Source organism: Winogradskyella costae, from assembly GCF_013403865.1.
In the GTDB taxonomy this organism is placed as follows: Bacteria; Bacteroidota; Bacteroidia; order Flavobacteriales; family Flavobacteriaceae; genus Winogradskyella; species Winogradskyella costae.
The window spans coordinates 103,289-115,689 of sequence record NZ_JABFDK010000002.1 but is presented as its reverse complement, the minus strand read 5'-3'; the positions used below and the strand labels follow the sequence as shown (position 1 = coordinate 115,689).

The following is a 12,401-nucleotide window of genomic DNA, read 5'->3' as shown; positions in this document are numbered from 1 at the left end:
ATAAGTATTTATTTACTGAGGTTCTTTTAGAAACACATACTTTAAACGGACTGCATTTGCCCAAGTTACAAGAGATTCAATTTGCGCCGCTGATAATTTGGCTTCATTATGTACCCAAGTATAGCTGTCTAATGGCATTTCTTTGGTTTTAACCATTTCAATCAATTCATTGAGTTTATGATCCTTCCTTTTGTCATCATAATCATTCCATTTAGAAAGATTCAAATGCTTTTTTCCATCTGTTACATGACCTGCCAACCAATAATTTACAGGAGTAATTTTATTATACCAAGGATATTCTGTACTATCACTATGACAATCTAAACATGCATATTTAAGATTTTTTTTAACATCTTCGGGTGGATTAGTATCTGCGAAAAAAGCATTAACCGAAATAATAGTCTCCTCATTTCTTTCAGGTCCAAAAAATTGAGCCACTGCAAATATTATTAAAAGTAAAAGGCCTATCTTTTTTATAATCTTCATTTTTGATTATTTTTAAAGCTCTAAAGTAACCAATTTACATTTGACCAAAGCAGAACTTTATAAGGAATTGAATTACGTTAATCATTCGCGAGACATGCGATTAAAGTATGCTAATCTCGTTATTGATAATCCGGAATTGATACCTCCACTCTTAGATATTCTTTTTGATGTGGATGATAAAATTTCATGCCGAGCTGCTTGGGTTTTTGAGTTTATGTGTGGAGAAAAACTAACCGCTATTATTCCGCATCTCGAGAGTTTTACTAATAATATTTCAAAAGTACATTTAGATCCAGCGGTCAGACCTATAGCAAAGATTTGCGAATATTTAACCAAAGCTCATTACTCCAAAACGGTCAATGCCATCACAACAGCACTTTCTGAAACGCATAAAGAAAAAATTGTAGAAGCTTGCTTCGATTGGATGATTAATGATGAAAAAATTGCACCTAAAGCTTATAGCATGAATAGTCTATTTCTTTTAGGAACTGAATATGATTGGATCCACCCTGAACTCGCTATTATTTTAGAGCGCGATTATGAAATGCAAAGTTCAGGATTCAAAGCTAGAGCTAAGCATATTTTGAAGAAGATAAAGCATCGTTAGCATTTGGAAGCTTGGTGTTAAAAAATATCCTAAAAACTTCGTGCTTCGAGCTTCAAACTTCAAACATACTTCCATATATTTACCACTTCAAAAAAACCAACATAAATGGCACTTTCACCTCTTAATGCAATTTCACCAATCGATGGTAGATACCGATCTAAAGTTGAAGCTTTAGGCAATTATTTTTCAGAAGAAGCACTGATTAAATATCGTGTTTTAGTAGAGATTGAATATTTTATTGCCCTGTGTGAATTACCATTACCGCAATTAGACTCCGTTTCTTCATCTGTTTTTGAAGATTTAAGAGCTATTTATAAAAATTTTACAGCCGTTGATGCTTCTGCAATTAAGGAGATTGAAAGCGTTACTAATCACGATGTAAAAGCAGTTGAATATTTTATAAAAGAAAAATTTGATGCATTAGACTTATCTGCTTACAAGGAATTTATACACTTTGGGTTAACCTCTCAAGACATCAATAATACTGCAATTCCTTTAAGTATTAAGGAGGCGATGAATGATGTTTACGTTCCTGAATATTTATTACTTTTAGAAAAAATTGAAGGCCTAGCAAAAGATTGGGGACATATCCCAATGTTAGCAAGAACACATGGTCAACCAGCATCGCCAACACGTTTAGGAAAAGAGATTGAGGTTTTTGCAGTACGATTAAAAGAGCAATTCAATTTATTAAACGATGTACCTAGTGCCGCTAAATTTGGTGGTGCAACCGGAAACTTCAATGCTCACAAAGTCGCATATCCTAATATCGACTGGAAAGCCTTTGGAACTAAATTTGTTCAAGAAAAATTAGGCTTACACCATTCTTTTCCAACAACACAGATAGAGCATTACGATCATGTTGCAGCTTTATTTGATGCCTTAAAACGTATTAACACTATAATTATTGACTTAGATAGAGATATTTGGACCTATGTGTCAATGGATTATTTTAAGCAAAAAATTAAAGCTGGTGAAGTCGGAAGTTCTGCAATGCCACATAAAGTAAATCCTATTGATTTTGAAAATAGTGAAGGGAATTTAGGAATTGCAAATGCTATTTTTGAGCACCTTTCTGCGAAATTACCTCTTTCTAGATTACAACGTGATTTAACGGATAGTACCGTTTTAAGAAATGTGGGTGTGCCATTCGGACATACACTTATTGCGTTTAAATCTACAGTGAAAGGCTTAGGGAAATTATTATTGAACGAACCTAAGTTCGCTCAAGATTTAGAAAACAATTGGGCTGTGGTTGCCGAAGCTATTCAAACCATACTGAGACGCGAAAGTTATCCTAACCCATATGAAGCTTTAAAAGGACTTACAAGAACTAACGAAGCAATAACACAAACTTCTATTTCAAATTTTATTGATACCTTAGAGGTTTCTGATGCTATTAAGTCGGAATTAAAAGCGATTACACCTAGTAATTATACTGGAATCTAATTTTTAAAATCTGTGAAATTTCTACCAACATCACCAGACTCTCAAGCCTTAACTTGCGTAACGCTTATAACCTTAAGCATATTCATAGCTGGTTTGTTAGATGTGCTTGACTATATAATTGTAAAAGGAATTTTATTTTTAGCGGTTGGAACGTTGTTTGTTTTTGCGGTTCACTATGCAGTGAGAAATGATATTAAAGAAAATCGTCTTAAGGATATTCCTCAAGACGATTCACATTAATATTTAAATATTAAGACCTATTACACTTGGGCCTATTCAGGTTACTTAAAAAAATCTGTTAATCCTTTTAATTTAGCTTTATCAAAATCTGCCTTTTCCAATACAGAACTTAAAGACATTAATTTGCTAGCATTCATATCATCACCTAAAATCCTAGCGATTACAAAGCCCTTGTTTTTAGCATTCCCAAAAATGATAAGCTCATCTATATTATCGATATCGCCTAAAAACTTCACCACAAATTTTCCATCCACAGCATTACCACCACGCATTAATTCTTCGTATTTAGGATTCTTAAGAATGGTATTTACCTTCTCTAATTCTAGTTTATAGTCTTCAGTATCTGTATCATCTTTCATAAATGTTAAGACATTCAACTTATCCACAGAGTTATAAGCTTCTTCTTGCTCTTCAGTTAAGTCAACATTCTCAACATTTATAAAACTTGTTGGCACATCAAACGACGCAAAACCAGGTTTTAATTCATTATCTACGTAATAGGTTTGCAATGTAGGCCCTTGGTTACAGCTGGTAAAAGCGGTAACCAAAAGCAACATTACTATTGATTTTTTGATTGATTGTATCATATTTATCGACCACAAAAATGGTTGTCTTTTTTAGTTAATATTAGTTTTTCTTATCACCTGCTTTCTTTAACTGCTCACCACCTGGAATATCCATTGTATTGGTAATTTTTGAGATTTGTCTTAAATCAATATCTCCTGTTAAGGACAATACAACGGTTTCAAACACGCGTTTTTTACCGTTAATTTCTATATCTTGTCCTTCAGTTAACTCCTTCAAACCTGACATAAACATCAGTAATTCTTTTACATGGTTTTCGTCTTTACCTTCTTTTACGTAAAACTTTACGGTTTGATCACCATCTTTAAAGCGCATTAATTCTTCAAGCTTAGACGATTTTAGATAAGAATCTACTGTAGACTTCATATCCGCAGATACTTTATCATCTCCTGTAGTGAATACTTTAAGTCCGGTTATTTTCTTAACCATTTCCATAAATTCTTTCGCTTCAGGATCATCAATATCCATATCTATAGTGGCTAACATTCTAAAAGCCTTTTGATTAATAACGAAGGATGCGACCACATCAATATCTTCATATTTATCGAATATACCTTGAGCGAATGTCAATATTGGTGTCAATAAAAGGGCTGTGATTATAATTAATTTCTTCATAATTCGTGATTTTTTGTTTTAATTGTTTTTCAAAATTTTGTTTGTCATTATACTAAATTGGCTTAGTTTACTTGCTTGTTGAGCACCTTCTTTGATGTTCTCACCAACTAAAGCTAAACTTGATAATTGTGTTTTTCCTTCATTCATCCCTAAAGAAATTAAACTAAAAGCTTCCATCGTTTGGTTATACACCATAAGGGCTTCTTGTTTTTCCTCTTCTGTAGGACCCATAAAACTTGGCACAATTAAACCAAGCATTAGAACGGCAACAGCTGCGACAGAAATCCATTGATACAATTTTGTTTTCTTAGAGTTTAATGGAACGTCTTTGGTATACTGTTCTTGTTTTGATTTAGAAAAGTATATAAACATGGGCTTGTAATGCTCAAATTCTGGTGCCACATGATCTCCGTTGAAGTACGCCTTTAGTTGCGCTTCTTCTTGCAAAGATGTTTCTGCATTATTATACTTTTCTATTAATGTTTTTATATTATTTAATACCATATTGATGTGTATTAGTTAATTTTTCTCTTATTGTTTTTCGTGCTCTAGATAAATTGACTCTTATCGCTGTTTCATTCATGTCTAACATTTTTGCGATCTCTGAAAAATCATATTCTTCAATATCTCTTAATTGCACTATTATTTTTTGTTGTTCTGGTAGCTCTTCCATTATTTTAGATACCCAATCCACGCTATCCTTTGCTTCAACCTGATGTTGTAATGATGCATTGTTATCTGTATAGTTATTATGAACAATTTTTAAATTCTGTGCCTGTCTCGATTTTAATCGGTCTAAGCAAAAATTCTTTGTCATCGTCATTGAAAATGCTTCTACATTTTTATAATCCCCAATCTTTTTGTTGTTCTTCCATAATTTCAAAAGTATCTCTTGTGTGGCATCTTCTGCCTCTTCACGAGAAACTAGTAATCGTTTTGCTAAACGAAACACTTTATCCTTAAATGGCATTACTAAGCTTACAAAATCTGCTTGCTTCATTACGTTTTTGATTGGTTGGTAAAGTCGGTTGTTATTCGCCTTCATTATTACGACGATACACTTTATGTTTTGTTACACGTCGGAGTCATTTAATCTTCTTCTCTTATCTACGAATTTGCATTTTGCATCCTAATTTTTAAATTTCTTAGATCACACTATGCAATGTAAAATTGATTTCATTAGAGCACATAAACCTTTATTCTCGTTCACAAATAAAAAGATAATATCTCTTCATTTTTTTATTTAACAATAATGTAAGTAAATTTAGAGTTTTACACTAAGAGATAAGACGTTGCTACTTATAAAATAAAAACTACATTATGAAAACAATTAGAATTATATTACTGACTTGTGTTGCTATGGTTACAATGACAGGTTGTTTTGACGATATGGATGATAATATCGTACCAACTTCTACATTAAACATTAATGATTTTGTTTGGAAAGGAATGAATATAGTATATTTATATAAGTCTGATGTCCCTGATTTAAATGAAGGCAGATTTATTTCTGATGAAGATTACACCACTTATTTAAGTGATTTTAATAGTCCTGAAGTTTTATTTGAATCCTTAAAATATAACCCGGATACCGTGGATCGGTTTAGTAGAATCTACGAGAACTATTTTGATTTACAAAACCAGCAGTCTGGTACAACTTTAACTGATGGTTTAGAATTTAATTTATACCGTATTCCCGGAAGCAATACTGAAATATTTGGAGTCATTACCTTAGTTTTAAATAATAGTGTTGCGGACAATTTAGGATTACAGCGTGGTCAAATATTTAGAGCAGTCGACAGCACCAATTTAACAGATTCTAACTATATCAATTTACTCTATGGTCAAAATTCTTATACCTTAAATTTTGCGAGTTACAATGATAACGGTACGCCAGCAACCGCAGATGACACTTTAGAATTAACTGGAGATAGTGCCGATTTAACCAAAGTAATATATACCGAAAACCCAGTACATGTTTCAGAGGTTTTGAATATTAACAACGTTAATATTGGCTACTTAATGTATAATGGTTTTAATCAAAATTTTGATAGCGAATTAAATAACGCTTTTGGGGAATTTAAATCTGCAGGAGTATCTGAATTAGTCTTAGATCTTCGCTACAATGGCGGAGGTTCTGTGCAAACAGCTGCTTATTTAGGAAGCATGGTTACAGGGCAATATAATGGCGAGATTTATTCAAAATTATTTTATAATGAAAACTTAAGCAACAATGATCGCAACTACTTATTTACCAATTCCATTGAAGATATAGGTGCAATTAACAGCCTTAACCTTTCAAAAATATATGTATTAACCACCAATAGAAGAACAGCATCTGCTAGCGAGCTAATAATTAATAGCTTAAAACCTTATATAGAAGTCGTCGTTATTGGAGAAAATACTGTAGGAAAAACGCAAGCCTCACGAACAATTTATGATTCACCTGACTTTTCGTTTGAAAATGTAAATCAAGGTCATACGTATGCAATGCAACCCTTAATTGCCAATTCTACAAACGTTAATGATTTACTAGTGCCACCTAACGGAATTATTCCAGATATAGCTATTAGTGAAACTTTCAGCACGTTAGGAACTTTAGGTGATGTAAACGAACCGTTATTGGCCGAAGCTATCGCCCAAATAACGACAACTGACCGACCTGTAAATCGATCTGGTATTAATGAAAATCTTCAATTTATAGAAATTATAAAACCAATTTCTGCTTTAGAACAGGATATGTTTATTGATTAATTTATTCATTAAAAAAAATAAAGCCGCTTTCTACAAAATGTAAAAAGCGGCTTTTTTAATCAAAAAATAGGAACAGACTTAATAATCTTAAATCATGTTTATAGTTAATTAAAATATATTTTTGAAGCTACTACTGGCGCTGTAAAACTATTTATTAAAGAATAGCTCGTTTCATCATAGATGAACAATTGCCCTGCACTAGTATAATCAACTGCATCTACAAAATACAAACGATCATCTTTTGCTGCCATTCCATATAAAGTTGTTGCTCCTGTTGTAAATAGAGGTGTTGATGTTACAGCAGTAGCATCATCCGTTATACTCAAAACTGAACTTCCTAAGTTGTAATACAGATTTCCATTTAAATACATCATTAATTCAGGATGTTCTCCATCTGAAAACTCTAGTGTTGTAGATACCGTATTTGTATCCATATCTATTTTTGTTATTGCAGCCTTTGTTTCATCACCTGTCCAAGCTGGTTTCCCACTACTTAAAACCACTAAATCACCAGTATTATCCACAATCATTTCATCTGGATTATCGTTTACAGTGATTGTTGTTGTTAGAACATCTGAAGACGTATTTATCACTGAAACAATATTGTTTGTACTAAAGGCTCCTTTATGAGACACATACAGAAAATTATCTTCAACTAAAATTTGCTCAGGCCCATTACCAACAGGTATAGTATTAATTACTGTATTAGCAGTTAGGTCTACCACAGCTATAAAATCATCAGTTTCATCATTGGGATCTCCCCAATTTGTAACATAGCCTTTATCATTTGCAAAAGCAATATACCTTGGATAAGTTAATCCTGTAGAAATAGTTGCTAACTTTTCAAAAGTATAACGATTAACAACCGTAATTGTACCAGCATCTACTACAATATATGCTTTATCATCATTAAAGCCTAAAGATTGTAAATACACCCCAGTAGCTTCATTATTAGCATTGAAATAAATTTGATTTTCTGAAGTCGTTAAATCTTCTGATATATAAGAAATAGATGATGGTGATCCTTCACCACTAATTATAATTCCATCTTCGTAGGCACCTAAAGGTTCCGTAGATATATTATCATCATTGTCTTCTGAACACGAAACGATTAATAATGACATTGCAAAAATTGATAAAATGATTCTTTTCATTGTACTTGTTTTAAAATTTATATTGAATTTGAAAATTAAAATTACGATCTGGCATTGGTCTAAATGCCACGTTCTCGTATGCTGTATTAAATAGATTATTCACCTTTAAACTTACATCTATTTGCTGTGATTTTGTTTTGAACAACTGATAACTTACACCTAAATTACTTACCTGATAAGCCTCTACACTATAAAAACGGCCAGACAAATTTTCTGGAGTTGTATATACTTCTCCGTTATATAAATGTTGAAAAAATAAGGACATACGCTTGTAGGCATAAGCCAAATTGACATTTGCTTTATGGTAAGGCACATAAATTAATTGGGCATTGGTTTCTAAATCTTCAGAAACGGTGTAGGCATAATTCATTAGTAAGGAAAAATGATGCGTCTTAATCCTTTTGGTGATGTCCAAGTTTGCTTCGGCTCCAAAATTTTGAGTTTTAGCAATGTTTTCTGGACTCCAAAATCCTGTAGTATTCGGTTTCCATTGAATGAGATCGGTGGTCTTTATATAAAAAGCGTTAAAATTTAGTTTAGCACTTTTATATGTTATTTCTTGACCTAAATCTATTTGATAAGAGGTTTCGGGTACTAGATCTAAGTTACCTCCTGGTTGCCAATATAAATCGTTAAATGTCGGTACACGGTAGTTCTTAGAGCCATTTATTTTTAAAGTATAATAGTTGGTAACATCGTATGCGATATCAAAAGAAAACAATAAAGGGCTTTCAAAACCAGACGTTATATCCTGCCTTATATTCAGTCCATATTGCCATTTCTCATTAGGTTTGTACTGAAGCAGTGCGGTGGTTGAAAACTCCTGTCGGTTAGGATCTTCAAAACTACTGCCACTACCTTCGTAATAATTATAAGACACTATTGGCTTCAATTTTAGATCTGTTGATACATCTATATCAGCTGTATAGTTAATGAGGTAAGTATTCACCTTTCCGAAAGTAAAATTTTCAGTATTTTTAGTACCAAAGTATTTAAAGTGCTCTTGTAAATGTGCCACTTTCAATTTCGAAAACGCCTTATCTCCGTTGCGCGACCATTCTAACATGGTTCTAAAATTTTCATCCTCATATTTCGCCAAAGAAGGAGAACTTAGGGTGCCAGAAAATTCACGTTCACCAATAAACGTCTGATGATAAAGCTTTAAGACATCTTTACTAGATAAGACATGACCGACATTAGCATTGACACTCCCATTGTAATAAGCTCCATTTGTATTACGTTTATCAGTATTTAGGTATTTATAATCATTGTCAGAGTCAATATAATTTACCCCAATATTAAAAGACCATTTATCATTGGCATAAGACGACAGGTAACCGATATTCTTAGTCTCATAACTTCCATACGATAAAGTTACCGTATTATCAAAATGAGGATTAAAACTCAACGTATTATTTAAATGGATACTTCCACCAATGGCACCACTACCATATTGTACTGAGCCCCCACCAGAACGTATTATTACACTATTAAAATTAGTGGTATTAATCGTATTAAAATCAGTTTGCCCCGTTAGTTGGGAATTAATGGAAATCCCATTCCATATTACAGCAGTTTGTGAAGCATTGGTACCCCTAAAAGAAGGTGAAGAGACCATGCCATACCCATTTTCCTTAAAATAGAGATTAGAATTAAAACGTAAAAGATCGGTAAATGAGCTTCTATTCTTTTGAAGTAAAGAGTCTCCGAGAGCAGTGACTTTATAGCCATGAGCATAACGTTTCAATTTCACATCGCTCAATATGACTTCATCAAGTTTCTGAATAGAATCAGTAGGTGTCTGTGACTTAGCAACACTACCAAATAACAACAATAAAAAAAAGAGTACTACACGTATCATTCTGCAATCACTTTTATCCCGAAAGTTTGATGTCTTCGTTGAATTAGGCAGGTCTCCTGACTTGTTTCTTATTATTTCACCTTCCCAACATGAACGTCAGTGGTTTTGAAGAAAATAATAACTCTCAAAAATGAGATGCTCAATCTAATTGAGCATAAAACTTACAGTTGCGGGAACAGTACAAGAATGAAGATTTTCGATTGTAAATCGTGCCTCTTTTCACTTGATTCCCTTTTAATCTAATCGGTTAACGATTAGAACCTAATTTCGAGGCAAAAATAGAATAAAGTTATGAGATTAGTCGTCCTTTTTCTTATTCATTTTGTAGATTAAATAGATGAATCCTATTAAAAAATGTGCTAGGATTATTCCTGCAACGATATATAGTGTTAAATTTGAATCGTCTCTCATGACTTTAGTTTTAACAAATTTATCTATTCAAGATATAATCATTAGTTACAAAGGTTACATATGAAAATTATAAAATTCTTAATACTTCTACTTGTCGTAAGTGCATGTAAAAACGAAACTAAAAGCACTAGCCCTTTACAGCACACTGAAAGTAAACAGATAGCTCTAAAATATGCTAAAGGGTTTAAAATTTCGCAATCAGATCATAGTAAAACTATAAAAATCACTAAAGCCTGGCCAACAGCAGAAAAGACATATACCTATTTATTACTTACAAAAGAACAAGCTGCAAAAACGACCTATAATAAAGACGATTATGATGGCATCATTATTACGCCAATTACTAAAACCGTAGTGACGTCTACAACCCATATTCCCGCTTTAGAGCTTATAGGAGCGGAAGAAACCCTAATTGGTTTTCCTGGTTCTGATTATGTGTCTTCAAAAAAGACCAGAGCGTTAATTAACGCGGGCAAAGTACGAGAGCTAGGAAAAAATGAAGGTCTTAATACCGAAGTTTTACTCGCTTTAAATCCTGATATTGTGGTTGGTTTTGGAGTCGATGGAGTAAATAAAACCTTCGAAACCCTTAAAAAATCTGGTATTCCTGTGATTTACAATGGTGATTGGGCAGAAGCTTCTGCCTTAGCAAAAGCGGAATGGATTAAATTTTTTGGTGTACTTTTTAGTAAAGAAAAAGAAGCCGATTCTATATTTAACAGTATTGAACGAGACTATCTCGCAGCAAAAGAAATTGCAAAACAAGCCAAACACCAACCTACTGTTTTAAGTGGAGCGATGCACAAAGATGTGTGGTATTTACCAAATGGCTCTAGCCCTGAGGCTCAGTTTTTAAAAGATGCTAACGTCAATTATTTATGGAGTGATACGACAGGAAACGGTAGTTTAGCCTTAAGTTTTGAAGTGGTCTTAGACAAAGCTAAGGATGCTGATTTATGGCTGAGCCCATCGTACTATTCTAGTTTAAAACAATTAGAAGACACAAATTCACTTTACACCAATTTTGACGCTTTTAAAGAACAAAACATTTATAGCTTCTCCAACACAACAGGAGAAACTGGAGGTGTCCTATATTACGAATTAGGAACCACACGACCAGATTTGGTTCTAAAAGATTTAATAAAAATTTGTCATCCTGAATTGCTCACAGATTACACACCTTATTTCTTTAAACGTCTTAATTAATTGAATAACCAAAAAACATATCGATTTCAATTCTTATGCCTCTCAGTAGTACTATTGGTTTGCTTTATTGTGAATATTAGTTTGGGCTCCATTAATATTCCGCTTAACGCTATTTTTGGAAGCTTTTTTGGAACTATTGATACCACTTCAAATTGGAACGTTATTGTTATAAATTATAGATTGCCTAAAGCCATTACTGCGATTATGGTGGGGTCTGGTTTGGGAATTTCAGGATTATTGATGCAAACCTTATTTAGAAACCCTTTAGCTGGTCCTTTTGTTTTAGGGATTAGTTCTGGTGCTAGTTTAGGTGTGGCTTTAATTATTTTAGGCTCAGGTCTTTTTGGTGGCTTATTTGCAACTGCTCTAGCTACAAAATGGAGTATTGTTATCGCAGCAAGTTTAGGCAGTTTTCTGGTTTTATTGGCGGTTTTGGCGGTTTCAAATAAAGTTAGAGATACGATGGCAATTCTTATCATTGGTTTAATGTTTGGAAGCATTACCGCAGCAGTCGTTAGTGTATTATCTTATTTCAGTTCAGCAGAACAGCTTCAACAATATATATTTTGGGGATTTGGTAGCCTGAGTAATTTATCTTGGAGTGAACTTTTAATTTTCTTCGCTATATATGTTGTTGGGCTATTACTCAGCATCTCGTCTATCAAAGGATTAAACAGTTTATTATTAGGTGATAATTATGCCAAAAGTTTAGGTTTAAATTTGAAGCAAAGTAGACTCATAATCATATTAGCCACCAGTTTAATTGCAGGCACAGTTACGGCTTTTGCAGGACCAATTGCATTTATCGGTTTAGCAATTCCGCATTTAACACGTCAGGTTTTTAAAACAACCAATCATAAAATATTATTACCAGCTGTATTTTTATTTGGAGCGATTGTGATTCTAATATGCGACACTATTGCACAAGTTCCAAATAGTGATTACACCTTACCCATTAATGCGATTACCGCTTTGGTTGGTGCTCCGGTTGTAATATGGTTATTAGTGAGACAACGAAAAATGATGTTTTAAA

The 12,401-nt window shown here is 33.1% G+C and carries 13 protein-coding genes and 1 riboswitch; of the genes, 6 read left to right on the top strand and 7 right to left on the bottom strand.

The features are described from left to right. Positions 1-12: 12 nt before the first annotated feature. Positions 13-486: a heme-binding domain-containing protein gene (locus HM986_RS07725; RefSeq protein WP_179334511.1), complete on the bottom strand. Its 474-nt coding sequence runs from the start codon at positions 484-486 to the stop codon at positions 13-15. A 40-nt stretch (positions 487-526) separates the two neighbouring features. Here HM986_RS07725 and HM986_RS07720 point away from each other — a divergent pair, with 40 nt between their 5' ends. From HM986_RS07720 to HM986_RS07710, 3 genes are all read left to right on the top strand, one after another. Then, a complete protein-coding gene (locus HM986_RS07720) occupies positions 527-1,093 on the top strand; it encodes an adenylosuccinate lyase (RefSeq protein ID WP_179334510.1) in 567 nt (188 codons plus the stop codon). A 105-nt stretch (positions 1,094-1,198) separates the two neighbouring features. Further along, complete coding sequence (gene purB / locus HM986_RS07715) at positions 1,199-2,542, top strand: adenylosuccinate lyase (RefSeq protein WP_179334509.1); 1,344 nt, start codon at positions 1,199-1,201, stop codon at positions 2,540-2,542. 12 nt (positions 2,543-2,554) lie between these two features. Continuing rightward, on the top strand, positions 2,555-2,782 hold the full coding sequence (locus tag HM986_RS07710) for a hypothetical protein (protein ID WP_179334508.1): 228 nt from the start codon (positions 2,555-2,557) through the stop codon (positions 2,780-2,782). A 41-nt stretch (positions 2,783-2,823) separates the two neighbouring features. Here HM986_RS07710 and HM986_RS07705 read toward each other — a convergent pair whose 3' ends face one another. From HM986_RS07705 to HM986_RS07690, 4 genes are read right to left on the bottom strand one after another with little or no spacing between them, the layout of a single operon-like run. Further along, positions 2,824-3,369 (bottom strand): DUF4252 domain-containing protein, encoded by a 546-nt coding sequence (locus HM986_RS07705; protein WP_179334507.1) that lies wholly within the window; start codon positions 3,367-3,369, stop codon positions 2,824-2,826. 40 nt (positions 3,370-3,409) lie between these two features. Beyond that, the gene (locus tag HM986_RS07700; protein ID WP_179334506.1) at positions 3,410-3,982 is read right to left on the bottom strand and encodes a DUF4252 domain-containing protein; all 573 of its coding nucleotides are present in this window, start codon (positions 3,980-3,982) and stop codon (positions 3,410-3,412) included. 18 nt (positions 3,983-4,000) lie between these two features. Beyond that, positions 4,001-4,486 carry a hypothetical protein gene (locus HM986_RS07695; protein WP_179334505.1) on the bottom strand — a complete coding sequence of 162 codons (486 nt, stop codon included), beginning with the start codon at positions 4,484-4,486 and terminating at the stop codon, positions 4,001-4,003. Then, entirely contained in the window at positions 4,473-4,982 is a 510-nt protein-coding gene (locus HM986_RS07690) for an RNA polymerase sigma factor (protein ID WP_179334504.1), read from the bottom strand. Before HM986_RS07690 ends, HM986_RS07695 begins: the two co-directional genes overlap by 14 nt. Positions 4,983-5,302: 320 nt before the next feature. On the opposite strand from HM986_RS07690, the gene HM986_RS07685 reads away from it, so the two are divergent. After that, positions 5,303-6,736, top strand: a complete 1,434-nt coding sequence (locus HM986_RS07685) for a S41 family peptidase (protein WP_246288477.1) — start codon at positions 5,303-5,305, stop codon at positions 6,734-6,736. 104 nt (positions 6,737-6,840) lie between these two features. On the opposite strand, the gene HM986_RS07680 is transcribed toward HM986_RS07685, so the two are convergent. Both HM986_RS07680 and HM986_RS07675 read right to left on the bottom strand, forming a co-directional pair. Further along, positions 6,841-7,890: a YncE family protein gene (locus tag HM986_RS07680; protein WP_179334503.1), complete on the bottom strand. Its 1,050-nt coding sequence runs from the start codon at positions 7,888-7,890 to the stop codon at positions 6,841-6,843. A 10-nt stretch (positions 7,891-7,900) separates the two neighbouring features. Next, a complete protein-coding gene (locus HM986_RS07675; protein ID WP_179334502.1) occupies positions 7,901-9,751 on the bottom strand; it encodes a TonB-dependent receptor plug domain-containing protein in 1,851 nt (616 codons plus the stop codon). 29 nt (positions 9,752-9,780) lie between these two features. Then, a riboswitch (cobalamin riboswitch) is annotated at positions 9,781-10,031 on the bottom strand. A 191-nt stretch (positions 10,032-10,222) separates the two neighbouring features. Here HM986_RS07675 and HM986_RS07670 point away from each other — a divergent pair. Both HM986_RS07670 and HM986_RS07665 read left to right on the top strand, forming a co-directional pair. Beyond that, positions 10,223-11,368 (top strand): ABC transporter substrate-binding protein, encoded by a 1,146-nt coding sequence (locus tag HM986_RS07670; protein WP_179334501.1) that lies wholly within the window; start codon positions 10,223-10,225, stop codon positions 11,366-11,368. After that, complete coding sequence (locus HM986_RS07665; RefSeq protein WP_179334500.1) at positions 11,369-12,400, top strand: FecCD family ABC transporter permease; 1,032 nt, start codon at positions 11,369-11,371, stop codon at positions 12,398-12,400. It begins immediately after the preceding gene. Position 12,401: the final 1 nt, after the last annotated feature.

Coding starts and splice junctions, on each gene's coding strand:
- HM986_RS07675 (WP_179334502.1), bottom strand. CDS start 9,751: ATGATACGTGTAGTACTCTTTTTTTTATTGTTGTTATTTGGTAGTGTT.
- HM986_RS07700 (WP_179334506.1), bottom strand. CDS start 3,982: ATGAAGAAATTAATTATAATCACAGCCCTTTTATTGACACCAATATTG.
- HM986_RS07725 (WP_179334511.1), bottom strand. CDS start 486: ATGAAGATTATAAAAAAGATAGGCCTTTTACTTTTAATAATATTTGCA.
- HM986_RS07695 (WP_179334505.1), bottom strand. CDS start 4,486: ATGGTATTAAATAATATAAAAACATTAATAGAAAAGTATAATAATGCA.
- HM986_RS07705 (WP_179334507.1), bottom strand. CDS start 3,369: ATGATACAATCAATCAAAAAATCAATAGTAATGTTGCTTTTGGTTACC.
- HM986_RS07690 (WP_179334504.1), bottom strand. CDS start 4,982: ATGAAGCAAGCAGATTTTGTAAGCTTAGTAATGCCATTTAAGGATAAA.
- HM986_RS07670 (WP_179334501.1), top strand. CDS start 10,223: ATGAAAATTATAAAATTCTTAATACTTCTACTTGTCGTAAGTGCATGT.
- HM986_RS07680 (WP_179334503.1), bottom strand. CDS start 7,890: ATGAAAAGAATCATTTTATCAATTTTTGCAATGTCATTATTAATCGTT.
- HM986_RS07685 (WP_246288477.1), top strand. CDS start 5,303: ATGAAAACAATTAGAATTATATTACTGACTTGTGTTGCTATGGTTACA.
- purB (WP_179334509.1), top strand. CDS start 1,199: ATGGCACTTTCACCTCTTAATGCAATTTCACCAATCGATGGTAGATAC.